Origin of the sequence: Segetibacter aerophilus (genome assembly GCF_007991655.1) — a bacterium.
Classification (GTDB): Bacteria; Bacteroidota; Bacteroidia; order Chitinophagales; family Chitinophagaceae; genus Segetibacter; species Segetibacter aerophilus.
The window spans coordinates 48,772-68,459 of record NZ_BJYT01000016.1 but is presented as its reverse complement, the minus strand read 5'-3'; the positions used below and the strand labels follow the sequence as shown (position 1 = coordinate 68,459).

General features: G+C 38.8%; 19 protein-coding genes, 1 tRNA gene, 1 other RNA gene and 1 pseudogene. 4 read left to right on the top strand and 18 right to left on the bottom strand.

What is annotated here, in order from left to right:
* Positions 1–18 precede the first annotated feature (18 nt).
* Entirely contained in the window at positions 19–2,307 is a 2,289-nt protein-coding gene (locus SAE01_RS18270; RefSeq protein ID WP_246113275.1) for a sodium-translocating pyrophosphatase, read from the top strand.
* A 102-nt stretch (positions 2,308–2,409) separates the two neighbouring features.
* Here SAE01_RS18270 and rnpB read toward each other — a convergent pair.
* An RNA gene (gene rnpB, locus SAE01_RS18265) (RNase P RNA component class A) lies at positions 2,410–2,775 on the bottom strand.
* 88 nt (positions 2,776–2,863) lie between these two features.
* Positions 2,864–3,469, bottom strand: a complete 606-nt coding sequence (locus SAE01_RS18260) for a hypothetical protein (protein WP_147205239.1) — start codon at positions 3,467–3,469, stop codon at positions 2,864–2,866.
* A 250-nt stretch (positions 3,470–3,719) separates the two neighbouring features.
* On the opposite strand from SAE01_RS18260, the gene SAE01_RS18255 reads away from it, so the two are divergent.
* Both SAE01_RS18255 and SAE01_RS18250 read left to right on the top strand, forming a co-directional pair.
* Positions 3,720–5,126, top strand: coding sequence for an APC family permease (locus tag SAE01_RS18255; RefSeq protein WP_147205238.1), 1,407 nt, complete (start codon positions 3,720–3,722; stop codon positions 5,124–5,126).
* A gap of 186 nt (positions 5,127–5,312) precedes the next feature.
* Positions 5,313–5,396: transfer RNA gene (locus tag SAE01_RS18250), tRNA-Leu, on the top strand.
* A 294-nt stretch (positions 5,397–5,690) separates the two neighbouring features.
* Here the strand turns inward: SAE01_RS18250 and SAE01_RS18245 are convergent.
* Complete coding sequence (locus SAE01_RS18245; protein ID WP_147205237.1) at positions 5,691–6,512, bottom strand: hypothetical protein; 822 nt, start codon at positions 6,510–6,512, stop codon at positions 5,691–5,693.
* 129 nt (positions 6,513–6,641) lie between these two features.
* Positions 6,642–7,526 carry a hypothetical protein gene (locus SAE01_RS18240; protein WP_147205236.1) on the bottom strand — a complete coding sequence of 295 codons (885 nt, stop codon included), beginning with the start codon at positions 7,524–7,526 and terminating at the stop codon, positions 6,642–6,644.
* 247 nt (positions 7,527–7,773) lie between these two features.
* Here SAE01_RS18240 and SAE01_RS18235 point away from each other — a divergent pair, with 247 nt between their 5' ends.
* Positions 7,774–8,304 carry a GIY-YIG nuclease family protein gene (locus SAE01_RS18235; RefSeq protein ID WP_147205235.1) on the top strand — a complete coding sequence of 177 codons (531 nt, stop codon included), beginning with the start codon at positions 7,774–7,776 and terminating at the stop codon, positions 8,302–8,304.
* A 100-nt stretch (positions 8,305–8,404) separates the two neighbouring features.
* On the opposite strand, the gene SAE01_RS18230 is transcribed toward SAE01_RS18235, so the two are convergent.
* From SAE01_RS18230 to SAE01_RS18165, 14 genes and pseudogenes are all read right to left on the bottom strand, one after another.
* Positions 8,405–9,997 carry a hypothetical protein gene (locus tag SAE01_RS18230; protein ID WP_147205234.1) on the bottom strand — a complete coding sequence of 531 codons (1,593 nt, stop codon included), beginning with the start codon at positions 9,995–9,997 and terminating at the stop codon, positions 8,405–8,407.
* Between the two features lie 241 nt (positions 9,998–10,238).
* A complete protein-coding gene (locus SAE01_RS18225; protein ID WP_147205233.1) occupies positions 10,239–10,685 on the bottom strand; it encodes a hypothetical protein in 447 nt (148 codons plus the stop codon).
* 255 nt (positions 10,686–10,940) lie between these two features.
* A complete protein-coding gene (locus tag SAE01_RS18220; protein WP_147205232.1) occupies positions 10,941–11,477 on the bottom strand; it encodes a hypothetical protein in 537 nt (178 codons plus the stop codon).
* A gap of 710 nt (positions 11,478–12,187) precedes the next feature.
* Positions 12,188–12,829 carry a hypothetical protein gene (locus SAE01_RS18215; protein WP_147205231.1) on the bottom strand — a complete coding sequence of 214 codons (642 nt, stop codon included), beginning with the start codon at positions 12,827–12,829 and terminating at the stop codon, positions 12,188–12,190.
* Between the two features lie 63 nt (positions 12,830–12,892).
* A complete protein-coding gene (locus SAE01_RS18210; RefSeq protein WP_147205230.1) occupies positions 12,893–13,369 on the bottom strand; it encodes an SRPBCC family protein in 477 nt (158 codons plus the stop codon).
* A gap of 22 nt (positions 13,370–13,391) precedes the next feature.
* Complete coding sequence (locus SAE01_RS18205; protein ID WP_147205229.1) at positions 13,392–13,949, bottom strand: hypothetical protein; 558 nt, start codon at positions 13,947–13,949, stop codon at positions 13,392–13,394.
* A 177-nt stretch (positions 13,950–14,126) separates the two neighbouring features.
* Entirely contained in the window at positions 14,127–14,651 is a 525-nt protein-coding gene (locus tag SAE01_RS18200; protein ID WP_147205228.1) for a hypothetical protein, read from the bottom strand.
* A 117-nt stretch (positions 14,652–14,768) separates the two neighbouring features.
* Positions 14,769–15,380, bottom strand: a pseudogene (locus SAE01_RS18195) (SIMPL domain-containing protein); the annotation flags it as partial.
* 281 nt (positions 15,381–15,661) lie between these two features.
* On the bottom strand, positions 15,662–15,925 hold the full coding sequence (locus SAE01_RS18190) for a hypothetical protein (protein ID WP_147205226.1): 264 nt from the start codon (positions 15,923–15,925) through the stop codon (positions 15,662–15,664).
* Positions 15,915–16,511 (bottom strand): hypothetical protein, encoded by a 597-nt coding sequence (locus SAE01_RS18185; RefSeq protein ID WP_147205225.1) that lies wholly within the window; start codon positions 16,509–16,511, stop codon positions 15,915–15,917. Before SAE01_RS18185 ends, SAE01_RS18190 begins: the two co-directional genes overlap by 11 nt.
* 662 nt (positions 16,512–17,173) lie before the next feature.
* Positions 17,174–17,572, bottom strand: a complete 399-nt coding sequence (locus SAE01_RS18180; protein WP_147205224.1) for a hypothetical protein — start codon at positions 17,570–17,572, stop codon at positions 17,174–17,176.
* Positions 17,573–17,669: 97 nt separating this feature from the next.
* Complete coding sequence (locus SAE01_RS18175; protein ID WP_147205223.1) at positions 17,670–18,131, bottom strand: DUF3997 domain-containing protein; 462 nt, start codon at positions 18,129–18,131, stop codon at positions 17,670–17,672.
* A gap of 91 nt (positions 18,132–18,222) precedes the next feature.
* Positions 18,223–18,792, bottom strand: a complete 570-nt coding sequence (locus SAE01_RS18170) for a hypothetical protein (protein ID WP_147205222.1) — start codon at positions 18,790–18,792, stop codon at positions 18,223–18,225.
* Positions 18,793–19,008: 216 nt separating this feature from the next.
* Positions 19,009–19,608 carry a hypothetical protein gene (locus tag SAE01_RS18165; protein WP_147205221.1) on the bottom strand — a complete coding sequence of 200 codons (600 nt, stop codon included), beginning with the start codon at positions 19,606–19,608 and terminating at the stop codon, positions 19,009–19,011.
* Positions 19,609–19,688 lie beyond the last annotated feature (80 nt).

The following is a 19,688-nucleotide window of genomic DNA, read 5'->3' as shown; positions in this document are numbered from 1 at the left end:
TAAAAGACTAAAACAGATATGGACAAATTGATTTATGCGGTTCCGGCAATGGGCATTATCGGACTACTCTACACCTTGGTCAAGTTCAATTGGGTATCTAAACAAGATCCAGGAAATGACCGGATGAAAGAGATAGCCCGTTATATCCAGGAAGGAGCCATGGCTTTTTTGAGAGCTGAATATAAGATCATGGCTTACTTCGGGGTTATTGTCGCTATTCTCCTAGGCTTTATGGGCAGTAGAAGTGCTGAGTCTGATTGGACAATTGCTATAGCTTTTATTATCGGTGCCTTTTTTAGCGCTTTAGCTGGTTATGTAGGTATGCGCGTTGCCACGCTGGCAAATACACGGACTGCACACGCAGCTCGTACCTCTTTATCAAAAGCCCTGAATGTTTCTTTCACAGGCGGTGCGGTGATGGGAATGGGTGTTGCGGGTCTTGCTGTTCTTGGTCTAGGTGGATTGTTTATTATCCTTATCAAATATTTTGCTCCCGGAGCTTTGTCCACTTCTGCAGACGTAACTAAGGCTATCGAGGTTTTAACAGGCTTTTCTTTAGGAGCCGAAAGTATCGCTTTGTTTGCCCGTGTTGGTGGTGGTATTTATACCAAAGCTGCAGACGTTGGCGCTGACCTTGTGGGAAAGGTTGAAGCTGGTATCCCCGAGGATGACCCACGGAATCCTGCAACGATTGCCGACAATGTGGGAGATAACGTTGGAGATGTTGCGGGTATGGGCGCTGACCTTTTTGGCTCTTATGTCGCTACAGTTTTAGCAACAATTGTTTTAGGACATGAGGTAACCACAAGTACCGGAGCAGCCCTTTCTGATGGCTATTCGGGCTTCTCTCCTATCCTGCTACCAATGCTGATTGCAGGTGTGGGAATTTTATTTTCAATCGTTGCTACCGCCTTTGTTCGTATCAGTGATACAGCGGGACTAAATACTTCTGTTGTACAAAGGGCGTTGAACATGGGTAACTGGGGTTCAATTGTGCTGACTGCTATTGCATCTTATTTTCTTGTGAATGGAATACTACCTGATGGAGACTTATACCTTAGCAGAGACATCAGGCCAACAGGTGAGGAATTGCAGAGCATTAGCCATTTTACTAAAAATGGTGTTATGGGTGCAATTGCTGTTGGATTGTTGGTGGGTACTTTAATGAGTATTATAACGGAATACTATACCGCCATGGGAAAACGCCCGGTGATGAGCATCATTCGTCAGTCAGCTACGGGACATGCTACTAACGTTATCGGTGGACTTGCTGTCGGTATGGAAAGTACTTTTTTACCAATTTTGGTTTTAGCCGCCGGAATTTACGGTAGCTACCACTTTGCTGGTTTATATGGTGTAGCAATTGCCGCTGCGGGTATGATGGCTACAACTGCGATGCAATTGGCCATTGATGCCTTCGGCCCGATAGCGGATAACGCAGGCGGTATTGCCGAAATGAGCGAATTGCCAAAAGAGGTTCGTGAAAAAACAGATATTCTTGACGCCGTGGGAAATACTACTGCAGCATCAGGTAAAGGGTTTGCAATTGCTTCTGCTGCCTTAACAGCGCTGGCTTTATTTGCAGCTTTTGTGGGTATTGCAGGCATCCGAGGTATTGATATTTATAAGGCCGATGTATTAGCCTGCTTATTTGTGGGTGGAATGATCCCTTACATTTTCTCATCCCTTGCAATCCGTGCGGTAGGTGAAGCGGCGATGGCGATGGTTGAAGAAGTGCGCCGGCAGTTTAAAACAATTCCGGGCATTATGGAAGGAACAGGAAAACCTGAATATGATAAATGCGTTGCGATTTCGACTGAAGCTTCGATCAAGAAAATGATGCTTCCTGGTGCTATTGCTATTATTTCTCCTTTGATTATCGGTTTTATTTTCGGCCCTGAAGCCTTAGGCGGATTTTTAGCAGGCGCGACGGTAAGTGGAGTGTTAATGGGTATGTTTCAAAACAACGCTGGTGGCGCGTGGGATAACGCTAAAAAAAGCTTTGAAAAAGGCGTGGAAATTAATGGCGTAATGTATTACAAGAAGTCCGACCCGCACAAAGCCTCGGTAACTGGTGATACTGTCGGAGATCCTTTCAAAGACACATCCGGTCCTTCTATGAACATTTTAATTAAACTAATGTCTATTGTTTCGTTGGTAATTGCTCCAACACTTGCAAGTATTTATGGAACAAGACGTCCGGCAGAACGCACACAAACAATCAAAGAAAAGACAATTGAAATTAAAGTAGCTAAGGCAGGAGACAAAAGCAATGCTCCTCTTACCGCAAATTTCAACGGTAACTAGTCCAGAAACTATTCACCCAATAACAAAAAACCCTGTTGCGGCGCAACAGGGTTTTTTGTTATTTAAATTTTTCTGCTAAAAACGAACAAACTAAAAAATTAAGATTACTGCCAACTCATAAGCCGGATTTTGTTTCAACGCTATCATTTATCTGCGATGCTTATTACTAAACACCTGCTTCTGCCTACCCTGGATGGTTCTTCTTGCGAAGATCGAACGAGCAGCTCTCAAACCAATCCTATACATGGCATTTCAGCACTTAAGGTTTACCCACATCGTTAATTACTTAACAACGTTGTAAGCTCTTACCTCACATTTTCACCTTTTTCCGAATTCAAACGGATAGTTATTTTCTGTGGCACTGTCTCTTACCTCATTTCTGAAGCAGCCGGCTATTCACCGGTAAGTTGCTCTTTGCTGTCCGGACTTTCCTCCCCTTGTTACAGAGGCGATAGCTCGGTTGGCAGTATTCTTTAATTTTCCGGAAAATTAATTAATAAAAAAATGCCACACCCTTTTAAGATGCGGCATCAGCCAGGTAGTACGTATTATTCTACTAATCTTTATTATTTCCGTAAACAGTATTTACCTGCTTAAGATCTTTTTTTCGTAACCACCCTTTCGTTGTCTGTCCTAAAGGATACTTAAATTCCACATAGATAAAGCCATTCTTTTCATCCTTTGGCTTAATAGAAGCATAGGAGTGGTTCCAGTAGTTAATTACTTCTTTTCTACGCGCCTTTTCAACGGGCTTACTGTAAAAGTGTGCAACGGACTTAACCTCGTAAAAAGATCCCAAATGTTTTCCTTCAGAACTTACTTCACCACTATCAACTTTTTTACCGTCGTCCTTTGTAGCAAAATCGCTGCCTTTTTCCTCTTTAGGAATAATAGCTGTTTGATAATCCTCTTTACCGGTTTCAACCTTTTTCGGGTCTGGGTGGTTATCTGCCTTACCGGGATTCGGTTGTCTGTTACCTGCTAGTATTCGACGAGCCTGTAAACTATTTTCTACAGGATCAACTGCAGCTAAATCGTCAGTATTAGTGCCGCTAAATAAAAAGTAAGAAACAGCAATAATACCTACTAATGCAAGGGCAACCAGGCCCTGCTTTAATCTTTTTTTCGCTCTTCGTTTTTTATCTCTGCCGTAGTAGTACATACCCTCACAATGGCAATAATCCTACCAATCTTTTCGGATTAATAGTGAAGAAACTCTTAAAAGCATTTGTGGAGCCGGGCATAGTATCCCTGATTTTACTTTTGTTGCGACGCACTTCTTTTAACTTTAGTAATTCTATTATTCCCAACTGTTTAGATGATTTGGTGAGAATATTCTTTTAACTGATTTTTACTCTTTCGATTTATTTTTAACAACTTTTAAGATTTCGGATAATAACTAAACTGGCTTTATGGGCGCAAATCAGCTTAATAGATCTCTGGGAATAAGAATGGTGATTGTGGTTGTTATAGGAAACATCATTGGCTCGGGTGTTTACAAAAAAGTGGCGCCAATGGCAGCAGAACTCCACTCCTCGGGTTGGGTATTAATTTGCTGGATGTTAGGTGGAATTATTACACTGTTTGGAGCACTAAGCAACGCAGAAGTAGCCGGACTACTTGCAGACACAGGTGGCGAGTACGCTTACTACAAAAAAATTTACAACAAGTTTTTTGCTTTTATTTTTGGTTGGTCACTCTTTGCTGTTATTCAAACGGCAGGCATTTCGTCATTAGCGTATGTATTTGCCCAATCTTTCAATAGTATTTTCCCATTCCCGCCTTTACTTTCCATGCCCGATTTTAATATTGGAGGAATCTTCTACCCTTTTGCAGATTTTAATGTAAAACTCACCGCCATAATTTTAATCATTTTGCTGACGCTTGTCAATGCGAGGGGAATAAAAACCGGCACATGGGTTAGCAGCGCAATATTGATATTAGTCTTCGGAGGAATATTTTTAATTATAGGTGCAGGCCTTTCTACAGGCCATTCTAATATTAGCCAGGCCTTTGACATGAAAACCGCTAATAATGCACCGGTAACTTTTAGCGCAGTTTTTACTGCCATGTTAGCCGCCTTCTGGGGTTACCAGGGTTGGGCGTCGGTAGGGTACGTAGGGGGTGAAATCAAAGATGCAAAACGAAACATTCCAAAAGGAATTACAATAGGAGTCTTTATCATCATCGGCTTATACATGCTTGTCAACGCGACCTATCTTTCGCTGCTTTCAATTCCAGCCCTTGAGCAAATTTATAAAGGCGGAAACCAGATTGCAGCAATCGAAGCAGTAAGGACCTTTTGGGGACAAAACGGCGCTTTATTCATTTCAGTTCTTATTCTTGTTACGACCTTGGGCTGCACCAATGCAACTATTCTCTCCAGTAGCAGGACTTACTTTGCGATGGCGAGAGAAGAACTTTTCTTTCCCAGTGTGGCTAGATTGAACAACGCAAAAGCCCCTGCTAATTCCCTCCTATATCAATGTGTCTGGGCATGCCTGCTAATACTTTCAGGAACGTTTGACCAGTTGACAGACATGATCATTTTCGCGGTTTTTATTTATTATGGTGCAACTACCTTAGGCGTTTTTATACTTCGTAAAAAAATGCCTGACACTCCCCGGCCATATAAAGTTTGGGGTTACCCTGCTGTTCCGGCGATAGTTATTTTGTTCTGTGCAGCCCTTTTTATCAATACCATTTTCGCTCGCCCCCGCGAAGCAGCAATCGGGGTAGTGCTAATGCTAACAGGGGTTCCAATGTATTTCTGGTTCAAGAAAAACAAAAAACAGCAAGAAGCTTTCGAACAAGAGTAACGAGGTTAAGAGCAAGCGAGATTTACTACTTACTATTTTAGCGTTTTAGGAAAAGTCTCTTATTTTTCTTTAAACTAGGGCGGATTCATATCCTGAATATTCTTCGAATAGCAAATAAGACTATTTTTGGAACCGGATATCTAACGTAGTATAAGTACAAGATACCAGACAAGCTCTTTCCTTAATGCCCAAGTGGCGAAATTGGTAGACGCACTGTGTTCAGGTCGCAGCGTTCGCAAGGATGTGCTGGTTCGAATCCAGTCTTGGGCACTTTTCTTAAAAGCCTTGATAGCATTAGCTTTCAGGGCTTTTTTAGTTTTAGAACATCTTGAAGCAAAACTTCCTCGGTTTTAAAATTGTACCTAAGTTTTAATAAATTGTACCTAAATGTAGAATGTTTTTTGTTTAGAACGTTCACCAACCTGTCAATTCTATCATCTGGGCGAAAAATGTAAATGCACCAGGTAACAAGATAATTGGGTAGTCTTTGAAATTTTAAAGAGGTAAAAAATGAAGAAGAAAGCCTAATAACAATACAAAGCTTTCTTCTTCATTTAACACTCTTTAGGCTGCCATTGATTCTCCAAATATCAGCGAAGCAAAAGGAATGTTCTTGTTGTATTCCTCAAAGAACTGATGCTCAGTAAACTCCAGAAACTGTGTGGGGTGATTGAAGTAAGTCGTGCAGGGAACGGTTATGCAGTCGTAAATGCTGTCATTCCAAATCTCGATATTCTCCACATATACCACTTTCTCTTCATCTTCGCTCAGATAGTTAAGACTGGAAGTATTAGGGCATTGACTAAAATGTAGGTTATCAACTGCGATTGAACCTTGGTCATAGAATAACTGAAAAAACGACCAAATGTCTATTGTGTTAAGCCCTACCCTGCATAATTCATTGTACTTGTTCAGTGAGATACGGGTCACCAGCTTTCTGCCATTCAAATAAGTCTCAACTTCGATTTCATTTTGATACGTTTTACTGTTTTTAAAAAGAAAACCATTCATCGTCTCAACGTTTATCGCAATTCCGATGGTCCTTTTCTGTGCTTCATTCCGTTGGTCCAAAACTTCATGTGTACCATTTAGGCTGCACCAATAGGTGGAATAAACCTGATCTTGTTCAATCGGCTCATCATAATAGCCGTAATCAATTAAGCCATTTTCCTGGGCCAAAGCTTCCTCACTAAAGGTCTGATAATAATCTTCGATTACCTGCTCTTCCCTTTCCGATTCGCCAATCAGGTAATCAATATACTGTTGGTCCTCGTTGTCCTGGTGACGCTTTTCTTCTGGGACTGTTGCAGTTGCCTTTATTTCCTCTTGCGTAGTATCATCTGCCACGACTGTTCCTTCTGTTGTTGTTTGTTGTAAATCTTTCATAGGATTGTTTTTGTTCCAAACATGGCTATGCCTGTTGGATCTTCTTTTATTTGTGAATTTAGAATTGGTAGGGTGGCTGTGATTGTATCTGCTATCACAGCCATTTTAAATTATCCTACCCTTGTAATTTTAATTTAGAATAGGAGTCTCAGCGAAATTCTTCATGTTTAAAGCAGCTTTTAATAGATCGGTTGTAGAAACTATATCAATACCTAACTTTTTTTCTACTATCAAGCCGTGTTCATCTCCAACTTGTATGACTAACTCTTTATCTAATATGTTTTCCTCATCGTTGTGTAGGTCACTTATGGCAGGAATAAAAAAAACGTCGTTGATATAAATGGCTTCTCCTTTTGATAACAAGTCAATAAAAATTCCTTCTCCCATCGTGTCAATTCCACGTTTGACTAATTTGAGGTACATTCCAATACTAATAACGCTACCCATATTTAAATCGCTCGCAGCTACTCGGATTGAGGCTAATGGGACAGCTTGAAAAGAAAACTTCAACCCGTGCTTGTTACAGTAGTTAACTTTCTTTATCTCATCCAACTGGCTTTTCCGAATAAATTCATCGTCAACTAAAGCATCGTCAAAGTCATCGATTCCATAGCTTAATATTTCAAGTAGGGACATTGGGGACTCCAGCGTTACTTTTTCCGATTCATCATCAATTATGTAGTTCTCAGTGAAAGCTAATCCTGAGTGAAATACCTGACGGCCTTCTGACATCTCAAAAAGATCTTCAGCTGTGTAATGATGCACGTTATGCTCTTTACCTTTTATGTTCTCCTTTCGTAAAACTCCTTTTATTAGCCACTGATCACAAGCAAATACACCAAGATCACTGGTCCCAACGGCTTTAAATCTAATTGCATCTTTGCCACCTTTACTCCTTTGTAAAGAGAAGATTATTCCGTTTAATTCATAGTTTTCTTGTTGTTCCAGCTTTCTTCTAAGCTGCCTAAAACTTATCGGTTTTGAAGTGTCCGTTCCACTGGTTTTCCTTTTCATAGTATATTAATTTTTTGCACAATTCCCGATTCACTTAGATTAATGGTGGCCACCTCTTCAAATCCTGTATCTCTTCGTTGTAACTGTGATAATAATAGGATTCCACTATAGTATTACAAAGGATTTACAAAAAAATAAATAATTTTTTTTCTGGAAGAAGCTGTTGCTGTTGTTAAGTAAGGATTACAGTCGCTTTTCGAATTTTAGAACTTCTGCTCCCGACCATGACTATTTATCTAAAATAGTTATGACGAATACAACTCAAACCAAAAACCCTCGCTATCCTGGCAGAAACCAAAAAGGCTGGTATAAGCGCAGCCTGATGCAGAAAGAAGCAGAAAACCATTCTTTCCCCTATGAAAACCCTTATTTAATTTATGTCCTGGTGTCAAGTGACGCACCAACAAACATACGATATGTAGGGTACACCAGTATGAAGCTAAACCTAAGATATATCAGGCATGTTGTGGACGCTGGAAAGAGAAAAAGCAATAAGGATAAATGGGTCAATGAGATACTGACAAATGGACATAAACTAATCATGGTCGTCATCGAAGATGGTATTCAAACCAAGTCAGATGCCTGTGACGCTGAAAGAGCATATATCAAAGGGTTCAGGGATGCAGGAGCTGAGTTAACTAACATGACCAGAGGTGGTGTGGGAACGGACGGATTAGCACATAAAGCAGAGACAAAAGAAAAGCAGAGACAAGCCAGATTGAGAAAGGTGGAAGAGAGAAGAGTGGTTCAAATGTGCCAGGAGAAACTGGTTGCGTAAAAGAAGCCATTTGCTAATGCAAGAAGTCGCACTGCTACTATCCTGAAATGATAAAGCCTGGATTGAACTCCAGGCTTTAATAATATTACATTAAACGCTTTTAGGCAGCGTTCTTTATATCCGTTTTTCCGTTTATGACTTCCTTTCGTATAAAAGCTACCACTTTTGCCAATTGATCTGGAGTCAGAGATTGTCCATCAACCATTGCTTCCAAGTTGATTGGCGTTTCATTAACTGCAACCGATGAAACTTCTTGCCGAGATTCTATCACAGTTAAAGGTTGTTGTTGAAATACTTCGTTAGCAGCCTCTCCTGTTCCAACGGTAGCTTTACACACGCTTGTTCCCATGCCATCATTTTTTTTGTTTTTAACAGCTACCTGCATTCCGTGCTTAACCTGGAACTGGAGCTTGATTAATTCCTCTGCCCTTTGCTTAGTCTCCTCGTTGTTGCTGTAGATGGCATCATGCAACGGTAAAACAACGTGCCCCTCATCCAAAAGCTGCTTATATACTGTGTAAACCATTAGCTCAGCTTCCAACCCTTGTAACTCCAGTGCAAACCTTTTATAGTTCCCTTTCTTTAATCCAGAAATGGCTCTTGCAGCAGTCGGAAACAGCTGTGTAAAGGCTTCCATTATGGGAGTTGAACGGCCTGAGTTAACAGCAAAGAATATCTGCTTATAAAAATCTTCTTTAAACTGATCACGCTGTTCACCATCTGTAATATCAACACCAGCCTTTCCAGCAATTACCTCATAAAAGTTCCCTTCTCTGCAATGCTTCTCATAAACCCTCATGTCGTGCTTGCCATAAAGCTGTGGTTTTTTCTCCTTTAAATAACTGTTGATTAAAGCCACTGAGAAAGTTGGCTGGCTATTGGAAATATCAGTTTCTAATAACGGCCTTCCATCCAGTAGTATAAATTTTCGATAACATCTTTTTAGGTTGCAGAAGGTATGAAACAACCTTTTGGTCTTCTTTCTTGGATAAACTTGAGCGTTCATCAATAGAAACTGAAAGAGAACAATGTCCTCATCTTTTATGAGAATACCTTTTAGAATCTCATTCAAATGTATCCAGTTGTCCCTTACGCAGCCGAGCCTGTACGCTTCCACCAAGTCTGAGACTCCCTTATGTCCCTGGTATTTGTTTTTCAAAAATTCCAATCCTTCGTCGCTAAGCTTTATGTTGTCGTCCAAAATGTCCTGGGTCCTTTGGTAAAGAGGGTCTTTTAGTCTCTCCTGCCAGAGGTTATGCCACTTTTCAATGAACTTTGCATCCTTCCGTGAGAACCATCTCATGGTCATGTCCTGGCCTTCGTAGTGTGGGGTAAACTTATACTTTCGTGAAGATTCTCCTCTGACAGCTTCCTTAAAGACATAAATAATGCCCCAGCTTTTTAGCTGATTAATAATTTCGGTGATTTGCTTGGTCGAACCGCCAAAAAGATATTGAAGAGTACCAATATTTGCGTTTGGATCATTTGCTAATGCGCCAGGACCAGCTTGAATACGTAGTCCAAATCCACTCTGCTCATACTGTTTTTTGTGGTGAGCTTTAACCGTAAGTCCTTTGCTTATTATAAACTTGAACTTAACCTTTTTAATCCTAAGGTTTCCTTCACAGTTTTCTTCTATCAACCTGTCCAGCTCTGAATTGTCATCGAACAGGTACATTCTCTTATAATGCATTTCTTATGCATTTCCCTTTTGACTCCTTTTTATTATATTCTTCAAATGAAGAGAGTGTAGTAACGCAAGTGGAAGGTGAAGGGTGAAAACACACCTGCATTATCTGTTGGTTAAGTTCAACAGAAAACTAAAGCACTTCCAGATAAAACGGTTGGAAGCTTTTTAATAATAATAGGAAAATTAAGTGGGATCACCAAGTGACTTAGAAGAAATTTGACTAACATAAGAGGGTGGGAAGATATTACTTGTTAGTCAAATTCTTCCTCAGTAAAAGTTGACAAAATTTACCTGAATGTCTTAAACGCAAGTGTCTTTGACGAGAAAAAAGGTTTAAACTTTCCTTAGAAATTTTAAAGAAATCAACTTCATATAAACTTTTGAAAGTTTTTACAGTGGACATGAAAAAAGTGAAAAAAGAGCTATTTAATGCTTCGTTGCTTTTACAAGCCTCTCTAAATGGTTTTAATGAAAAGAATATAGTAGCATGTATATCTCTTTCGAAAAGAATCAAATTTTCTTCTGTAGTAAATGAATTGTCTTCAAAAAAACGGTGTTCAAAACTTTGTAGTTTAAAAAACTCTGTCATTTCACTTACTAAAATTTCATCCTGTAAGCTTTCAGCTCTGTAATACGTGAAATCCATGTAAATGCGCTTAACTCCTTCAAGTGCTTTTGGTTCTTTTTTCATAGCGTTATCCATATGTAACAATCATAGGAAACGGCCCCCATATTACAAAGCTTTCATCTTTTTTTATTTTAAATCCCCGTTATAATTTAGGTACTCAGGTTTACTTGAATTGAAAAATGACGAACATAAGAGGTGGCTGTGAGAAACTTATTAGTTAAAAATACTTTCCGCAGCATTGAAAATACATTTCTTCTAACACTGTTCATACACTTCTATCCAGGTTAATAGATTTGTTATAGCTGAAATGAAAAGAGGTTATTCGTTAGGTATCATCACTGGCTCTTCCTTAGTTGGAATGACAATTTCTTTATTAAAGTTTGGAAAAAGCTTTTTCAAAATATCAGGGGTTAATGGAGCTGTATCGAGAAAATACCAATTAGCACCATTATTTGGTGATATGGCAAGTAAAAATGAATTTTTCACCATCCTGCCGCCTGGAACCTTCATTACCAGACGCTGTGTAATCAAAGAATGTAATTCGTTCCCAGCTTTTACAATTTTGGATACATCTCCCACACTTACTGAATCTATCCTTATTCCCTGGCTCTCCCAACTGTCCATTTCTTTTTTTAAAACTGAAATCATTTTTGTTTCTCCACCAATCATTTGAATAACTTTTGGATAGGTGAATTTGCTGAACTTATCGAGGTCACCAGTACTGAAAAAGTTCACCATCTGTTCAGCCTGCCTTTTAAGGTTAGTTGCTGGAGAGGTTGCTTTCTGTGCACTTGATGCATTAATAAAAGTTACGTGGTAGACAAAGGAAATAATAGCAATTTTGAAAAAGTGCATATTTTGTTTCAGGGTTATTTCTGCTAATGTATGCAGTTTAAAAATTCAAAAAAATTAGGTTAATCTACTCCAGCAAACACCCTTAGTGTTTCTCGTAGCAAATGAATATACCTACAACGGAAATTTCCTTTTAAGGCCAACATTACACTCACATCTCTAATAACGTCTTTATTATGCCTTAAATTACGGGAAGCAGCAGCTTTATTCACCATTCATGCCATCGTTAATGTCATCTGAATGCCTCTTAGCTAACAACTCCTTTCTGTTTTGGACCTAATTTGATATTGCCTGGAAATATATCTCTTGCAGCAAATATCATCGTAATGAAAATTAACGGGAGACTGAAATAAAAAATGAGATCCTTCCAACAATCCCAGGTGTTATCTATTTTAAATTCAGTTGTTTTTAGGGATTGTATCTTATAAAAATAGAATCACCAGCAACAAAGGGTGAATTATAGTTACCAGAGGACAATATGGTGCGTCCATCGACAGTGTATCTAAAGACTGGAAAAGTTTGTTGAGGACGAACCAACCTTGTCCCCTCTACGTACAACACTACTGCCTTTGTCGGCAATGACCGATGTAACCATATGAATCGGTATATCACAAACGGTGAGGTCAACAGAAGTAGAACCGCCAGATAAATATGCCATTTGGAAACTACCATAACTTAAAAATATTCAAATAGTCCTGACAGCATGAAGGCTGTTAAGACTCCACCCCTAACATTAATACGATTTTACCTTCAGCAGTTCTATACACCTCTACGCTGCTTAAATCCAAATCGCCCAAGTCATGTCCCCATACCTCGTATTTCCCATCAGTTTGATTCCTGTTGATTAAACCCGTTCTTTTTTCAATTGGGATGGTCTTGACTTTTGCTCCTGCTTCTTCCTCTTGATAAATCTGACGATAACGTTCGCTTATCTTTTGTATCAACATTTTATTTGTAAAACCAGCAACAGCCCCAGTGAGCTGAGAAGTATCAGGATGGTTCAAAGGATAACCAATGATTAAGAATACATGCTGGTAAGGCAAAGCCACTTGCTCTGGATTTATTAAGTTGGGCAATTGCTTCTCTGGATGTTCCAGGCTAACCCAGGGAATAAAACCTTCTTTGAAGTTTTTCAAGTCTTCCCCTGTCGCCCTGATTCTAAATTCTATGGTTGCTATCAGTTCTCCAGGTGGTTCAAATTTTATTGCCTGAGCCACTCTTTCAATCGAATCGAGAAACTTTGCCTCTACTTCTGCATTAGAAGCTGTTTTTGGGACTTGCGCTAACATTTTGCTGCGACAGCCTGTAAAAATAATGAGGGCAACAGTGAGGATAAAAACGGTGTTTTTGAACATGTGGGTTAAGTTGAAGTTATTAGCGATCTATAAGGCTTTTTAATAAGATTTAAAGACAAGGAATTAAACAGGTAATACCTCTCTCCATCTATTCGACTCAGCATATTCCTTTATCGTTCTGTTCCTTTCTTCAAGCAGATTTCTCATGTGCTTCCTTAAAATCATTTGGTTGAACAATTGACCAAACAAGCTAAAAGGAACTTCGTACTGGAATACGTCCTTCATTACCGTTAGTCCATTCGCTTCCTGAAAATGATGGTTGTGACAAATGGATTTAAAAGGACCCCTGACCATTCTATCTTCAAAGCTGTAAGGAAATGACAAAGCCGATATTTCCATTTGCAGGGTGTGGTATACCCCGAAATGTCTTGCTTTCCAGGTAACAGTATCACCCTTTTCAAATAAACCTGATGATCTTCCTGCAATGACTTTTTCATCTGTTTTTGAAGTGGAAATCATATGAAGTTCAGCACTTCTGGAGAGGTTGAAGCAAACGGTAATTGGAGCTTTGATATAGGTGTAAAGTTCTATTGTAGTCATTTCTTAGTTTGGTTCTCAAGCTTTACCCCAGTAGCTGTTGATATTCCAAGTTAGGATAATGAAAAATTACCTGTTTGATTAATTGTCGTGCAGTAAGCAATAAAAGATATTGGCCTTCCTCACTGGTTGGGTATTGTTCCAGGTATTTGTTATCAATAAATCCACCGATAATGAAAGTATTCGTTCGGCTCGTTGTTACCTTCCATTTTTTTAATAAAGTAGTGGCAAATACTTTTGTTTCTTCGACACTTATTTGAACTGCTTCTGCGTATTCTGCCCTATGAAAAGGAAGAGCCTTAGTTATAGTCTTTTCGATTACTTTACCATTTTCAAACAAGAAATAAATGGTGTCTCCTTTGTTAATAGATCCTTTCAAACGTATGTAGAATTGTCTCTCATGATAAGCAAATTGAAAACTAACTTTTCTTAAACTTTCTATGGAGCAATCTCTTTCAGGGAATTCAAAAGTATCTACAAAAAGATTTAGTCTATTACCAGCAACTTTAGTAATCTGAATCGATTTATTTTGTGTAAAGTCATCAATTAAAAGACTTGCTTCCGTATCGTCAATCAAATACATCAAGATTTTTTTTCCTATAACCAGTTGTTTGGCAAACACGTCTGTGACAACGTTACAGAGTCTATGAAGTGGTGGCAATTAAAAAAACGTCGAGTTCAATTGACCACAAAAGCAAATCATCTTTTGAAAGCTTTACTATTTACAATAGAAACACTGCAAAATGATATTGAAAGATAATTATTTGTTGATCAGGTGACTGCTTTTAAAAACCTTTATCCACTTTTCAACAAATGCTTTGCTTAACGTCTTTTCCTTGATTGCAACAAAATTCACGTATAAAGTAGAGTTTCCTTGTATTGCATACCACAGTTGCGACTCAGGGATAGGGTCGTTTGGATAGTTAGGGGTCTCAACTTTAAAAATTGCCCAAAAATTCTTTGTCGTTTCATCTTTTTCTAAAACCAAGTATTTTGCTTTCGGAGATTCTTGTAGTGACGCTTGCGTAAATGTACTGACAACCTGATCTATATTGTTTGCTTTAAAATTATTTTTAATTGCCATCATCTGCCCTAAAACGGTCCACTTTGTTAAGCTTTCATTTTCAGGAATCAAAGTAATTGTATGCGAAAATGAGTCCTCTTGGTTTAACGCCAATTTCCATTTAAATTCTTCAGGCCACAAAATTTTTAAATCTTCTTGATGCTGGCTGTAGCAAGTATTAAAAAGCAGTGTTTGGACTATTAAAAAAAATACTTTTCTCATATAATTGTTTATTAGTAATTTCTATTGTGGAAGGTAAAATAACAATTGGCTCTTTTTACTGTTGAATATGCTGCCTTCCGTCCAATTTCTACAAAGCGGCATGCTGTGCATTGGTGCTTATGGTTTAAGAATGAACTTCACATTGATGTTCGTAGTGACGTTAATCTTTTCAAACTCAATTTTTGGTAATTCATCAGAAGCTTTTCCTCTTATCGAATATCCTGTCACAACAACTCCTGCTACTCGTCCTTGAAGCTGTTGGTTTACATTGTATGCTTCATTGTCAGCAATATGAATAGCGGGTCCGATATTCTGATTTAATGGTTTTATTAAGGCCAATGCTCTTGTTCTTGCATTAGCCACCGCTTTAGTTCGGATAATATTTCTTATGTTCTCCAATTCCGAGTGGTCAACATGGTCAATAGATGTATTTGAAATGCCTAAATCTTCGAGTTGGATGAACACTTTGCTGGCTGTCACAGCATCACCTACTTTTAAAAGATACTGTTTTGTCTTAATTACATCCTTACTTTTTAAAAAGTAGAATTTGAAATTGCTCGACATGTCGCTTGTCGTTAAGTTGTTTTCAACGTCTATACCTAATGTCTTAAGGGTGTTGAACATTTTTATTTCTAATTGTTCAACTGATGTTTTGTCCTTCCTATCTTTCTCCGAAATGAAAATTTTGATTAAGATTTCATTCGGTGTTACCAATGTGTCTGCACTTCCAGTAACCTCTAAATAAGGCTGGTCAAGAAAATTCTTTGTCTGCGATTGTCCAGCGAGACATGTAAGAAAAAAAAAGCAGTTAGCGTTAAGTTTTTCATATGGTGAGGTGTCAGTTTAGTATGACTGACGACGGTTTCCGCTTACTGAATGTTGCGTATTCGATGAATGGATACTGTTGGTGTATATTTACTGTTTAAATATAATCGGTCAAAGGTCGAATCACAACGACTGATGCTGTATGCAACTTTCCTGTCCAGTCGAACCTTGAAACTTGTGCACTTCTATAACGATACGGGCCGTATGAAAATTGCAGGATAACCCTGCTCGTTTGATAAGGTTAGCTTCGCATTTTGATGGGCTTTGGTGAGGACAGGTTCCGTGGTTTGCTGGTAGTTGTCGTTGCAGCACGAGATAGCATGATTGAAAGAGCTGTAAAGGCTATTCCAAGCTTTCTTTATATTGGGAACCACAGATGCCGTCAAAGTATAAATATTTATTTTAGCTACGTCAACGGTAGGTTTGGGTTGGGTGTTGTTAATAATCATCCGACCAATTCATGACGTAAGTTTTATTAGCTAAATCAGAAGCTACCAAGAACTCCCATGTGTATAGCTTGCCCCCTGTTTCCAGTTCAAAGGGTTTTGCGTTTTTATGTTTTTTTCTACTAACGTTAAAGCGATTAACAAAATCTCTTATTTCCTGCGGACGAACTAAGTAAAGCCAACCCCAGTACTTAACAACATAAAACCGTTCTTGTTTCTTTTGGTTAGAATTGAAAACGATCTGCTTCTCTCTCTTGTCAATTCGCCATTTACCGCTTTTAGAAAAAGAACTTCTAATAACACTTTCAAAAGTGGAGTCTGCACGTAGCGTAATTCCGTCACTTTGCTCAAGCCTAATTATTTTGAAATAACTGGAAAAAACACTATCAGGCAGTGTAGTTTCGATAGTAAGCTCAGGAACTCTCTTGAATAAACTATCAATTGAATAAGTATCAACTTGTCTATCGCCTGTGACCGAAAGCGTTTGCTTTTCTTTCCCCAAGCATGAGCAAGCATTAGCACGTGTCACAATAAAAGCTAATATTAGAACTGTAGAAGTGATACAGGTAAACTTCAGTTGTTTGATCATAGCTTGCTGTTACTCATTAACGTTTGAAGTGAAGATAACCTTTCAGGTAAAGCACATATTACTTTCTCCACTGGACTACTGAAGTTATTACTCATTTACCAATGATCATTTACCAAACATTGGAGATTTGCTACCATTTCAGCTCGCTGCTGGTACTGGACCTGTTCTACGGGAAGCAGCCAGAGACATCAGGTTACCGTTGGTAATACCCAAGATTAAGCTCAGTTCACCATTTAGATCAAGGGCCATAAAGGCTTGCATGACTTGTAAAGGTTGAAGATGATACCGTGACCAGAGTCAACCAAAGGGCCAGCCAGACGCTCCTCACAGCTATTCGAATAACTGTTCTGCTTCCTTCTGTCTATTGGTCTGGTGGAGATTGTGGATTGTACAGTTTTAAAGCTGGGGAAGGTGCAGGATTAGGCAAGACTCTGGCGTGCTCAACATGTCGCTCAACATCCAAAGAAAATACGGTTATAACTTCCCAGCATCACCAAGGTTAAACATGTCATTTGAAGGGGCTAAGCGGGCTTAGGGGAGCTGTGGATGGTAAAGTTGTACAGTACGCCCGAACCTCACACCACCAATACCGTTAATGATTGTTTTACAGTTTAAATATACTTCCTTCAGCCCGACTTGCACAGAAGCCTTTGTTAGCCGCATCACTGTATTCTTTTCAGGGATACTACATAGGGGTCAAAAGCAAGACCATTCTTTTTCAGCAGATTTCTATTCCCAACAGTCCACCCGAAGTCTGCTGGATTGGTGTCGGAAAACGATACCTCATACATTTTCCCTTTTTTAAAAAATCCCTCTTTATACATGTCTGGACAGGTAACAATAATTCCTATGTTTTTATTTTTGTACCGCATGCCTAAAAGGTCTTTCACTTCAAATTCTACAACGGTTCCAAAAGCGATATAACCACAAGATGGTGTAATCTGAACCGTCTCTGTTAACTTGCCTTTTAGGTGAAATTGCTTTCCACGAACGGAGTCTTTCTGACTGAATGCAGCAAGTCCGATTATTAAGAAAAGAGTTGTAATGATTATCTGCTTCATCAGTTGCGGCTAACGTTTTTTAGCTTTTTGTTTAGAGTTATTCCTCAAGCCACTATTGCATAGAAGCTGCTGTTGTGCGTTCGTTTTTGTCACGCAGTTATTGAAACCTTAAATTTATTTTAAGTTTGGAAGCCTCTTTTTGAAACTGGTTTTGGTCCAGAGGTCCAAGGACATGAGATTGAATAATACTGTCACAGTTTATCTTGTCGCAATTGTCAATACCGTAACCTTTTGTGATAATCCAATAGTTTGTTCTTTTGTCCTTTAGCTGTACAGTCTTGGCAATAATAAAATTGTCATTTGAGTTAGCGGTTTCTACATATTCCGCATACTGTCCTTCGCTGTCCATGTGCCTTGAGTAAACAGGTACGATAGGGGTACCAGCCATACAAGCACCAGCACTTCGTCCACTACAGTATACTATTATCCTGTCTTCAGTTCTATCGCCTTCCAGTAATGAGAAATTATCACCCAGGTCATTGTCGCCCCACAGTTGTTCCCAACAGTTACTAAAAAGCAATCCGATGAAAAATAAAAAAGTTAATTTGAGTCTTACCATTCTTTGAAATTGGAGTCCCTGTAAAATGACGCACAACGTTTACACCTTTATGAAGGCAGGCCCTAAAGCCACTATTGCATATAAGCTATTGTTACTTGCAGGCATTCCTGGTCGCATCTAAGCCCGCCATTGCTTCATCAACTCCTACTAAAACACTTTCTGATACTCTTGTGTATTTCTCATGGTCCAGTATTAAATATTCAAATTGGTAGTCGTTGATTATTCTCAATGCAAAATGATTTGGTTTGTTAGTAGAATAAACGTCAAAGTCTGTTACTTTAATTGTATTTCCACTTACATCAGTTTTGTAAGTTACTTTCTCTATCCGTGTTATAATCTGTTCACGGTTATTTGACTTCCAAGTAACAAACCTCAAATTATTACATCTCTTGACGAATGTCTCAAACCCGCTGTTCTCTACCACGCCATACGACTTAAGGCGATTAAGGTGTGATATAAGGCTGTCTTTCTCGATGTTACCAGCAGTGCTTATAATCGCAACTCCATGAAATTCATTACGTAATGTCTTGATGACTTTCGAACAGGCAACAGAAAGCTCTGGTGCTTCAAAAGATGTGGGTTTACCTAAAGAATTTGTGTCCCTACCAGAATTACAAGAAGCTACAAGTAAGAAGAAGATAATTAAGTACCGAGTTGTCATTGTGCTTGCAAGTCACGGTTTTCAGCTTTATGCAGTAGTGGTGTTCATTCGCTTCACCGTCTGACTACTTTCTAAAGCTCATTAAAGATATTCTGTTTAAAGTATTCCTAAAGCCACTATTGCATAAAGCTGTTGTTAGCTGATGTGTTTTCTATAAAATGGGTTCGTAAACCATTTTCAGGGAATTTCACTTTGTCGTCTTTTGATTCTTCTGTTTTAATTTGTTTCATCAATTAACCGCCATACGCTGCTTGTCCAAAACCGTATGTCGTTAAGATTGTACTTATAAGAATATTCTTTAGTGGTGTCTTTAGAAACAAAAGTTCTGAAGCAAGCCTCTCTTAGCTCATTAGATAATTCACTTTTGTCCATTGAATTAGTAAAAACGGGGCCAAGCCAACTTAGACTTATTGTATCGCCTTTTCTAACACCTAAGTAACTTGTCCCGTTATAATAATAATGCTTGTCCTTGGCTGGCTGCAACTGTCGTGATGCTGGATTTTTTGTGATTACTAAAACGGCTAATTTGTCTAAACGGGGGCTATAAACGATGGTGTCAATAAGTATGTTAGTTCCTTCAAAGTACTCTTTACTATAAAAAAAATCTTTGTGTCTTGCTATCAGCGTTTTAACCTGATTGTTTATCTCTATGCTGTCTCTACTATAATTTTCTTTACTTGTACTTGTCGGGTTTAAAAATTCTTTAGGAGTATCAGTGTTTCTCCGAAACTCGTACCATCCATTTGTATAACTAAAGTAGACGGCTATACCTACAATAAGGACAACCATAAAAAAGACAGTAAATTTTTCCTTCATCAAATAGTTTTCGGGCTTACCACCTCTCTCCTAACATATCAGCTAACGTTGAAATGGCTTCATGCAGTACAGGAAATTTA

Excerpts from the sequence above, each read along its gene's own strand:
- SAE01_RS18270 (WP_246113275.1), top strand. The coding sequence starts at position 19 with ATGGACAAATTGATTTATGCGGTTCCGGCAATGGGCATTATCGGACTA.
- SAE01_RS18260 (WP_147205239.1), bottom strand. The coding sequence starts at position 3,469 with ATGTACTACTACGGCAGAGATAAAAAACGAAGAGCGAAAAAAAGATTA.
- SAE01_RS18255 (WP_147205238.1), top strand. The coding sequence starts at position 3,720 with ATGGGCGCAAATCAGCTTAATAGATCTCTGGGAATAAGAATGGTGATT.
- SAE01_RS18245 (WP_147205237.1), bottom strand. The coding sequence starts at position 6,512 with ATGAAAGATTTACAACAAACAACAACAGAAGGAACAGTCGTGGCAGAT.
- SAE01_RS18240 (WP_147205236.1), bottom strand. The coding sequence starts at position 7,526 with ATGAAAAGGAAAACCAGTGGAACGGACACTTCAAAACCGATAAGTTTT.
- SAE01_RS18235 (WP_147205235.1), top strand. The coding sequence starts at position 7,774 with ATGACGAATACAACTCAAACCAAAAACCCTCGCTATCCTGGCAGAAAC.
- SAE01_RS18230 (WP_147205234.1), bottom strand. The coding sequence starts at position 9,997 with ATGCATTATAAGAGAATGTACCTGTTCGATGACAATTCAGAGCTGGAC.
- SAE01_RS18225 (WP_147205233.1), bottom strand. The coding sequence starts at position 10,685 with ATGAAAAAAGAACCAAAAGCACTTGAAGGAGTTAAGCGCATTTACATG.
- SAE01_RS18220 (WP_147205232.1), bottom strand. The coding sequence starts at position 11,477 with ATGCACTTTTTCAAAATTGCTATTATTTCCTTTGTCTACCACGTAACT.
- SAE01_RS18215 (WP_147205231.1), bottom strand. The coding sequence starts at position 12,829 with ATGTTCAAAAACACCGTTTTTATCCTCACTGTTGCCCTCATTATTTTT.
- SAE01_RS18210 (WP_147205230.1), bottom strand. The coding sequence starts at position 13,369 with ATGACTACAATAGAACTTTACACCTATATCAAAGCTCCAATTACCGTT.
- SAE01_RS18205 (WP_147205229.1), bottom strand. The coding sequence starts at position 13,949 with ATGTATTTGATTGACGATACGGAAGCAAGTCTTTTAATTGATGACTTT.
- SAE01_RS18200 (WP_147205228.1), bottom strand. The coding sequence starts at position 14,651 with ATGAGAAAAGTATTTTTTTTAATAGTCCAAACACTGCTTTTTAATACT.
- SAE01_RS18190 (WP_147205226.1), bottom strand. The coding sequence starts at position 15,925 with ATGATTATTAACAACACCCAACCCAAACCTACCGTTGACGTAGCTAAA.
- SAE01_RS18185 (WP_147205225.1), bottom strand. The coding sequence starts at position 16,511 with ATGATCAAACAACTGAAGTTTACCTGTATCACTTCTACAGTTCTAATA.
- SAE01_RS18180 (WP_147205224.1), bottom strand. The coding sequence starts at position 17,572 with ATGAAGCAGATAATCATTACAACTCTTTTCTTAATAATCGGACTTGCT.
- SAE01_RS18175 (WP_147205223.1), bottom strand. The coding sequence starts at position 18,131 with ATGGTAAGACTCAAATTAACTTTTTTATTTTTCATCGGATTGCTTTTT.
- SAE01_RS18170 (WP_147205222.1), bottom strand. The coding sequence starts at position 18,792 with ATGACAACTCGGTACTTAATTATCTTCTTCTTACTTGTAGCTTCTTGT.
- SAE01_RS18165 (WP_147205221.1), bottom strand. The coding sequence starts at position 19,608 with ATGAAGGAAAAATTTACTGTCTTTTTTATGGTTGTCCTTATTGTAGGT.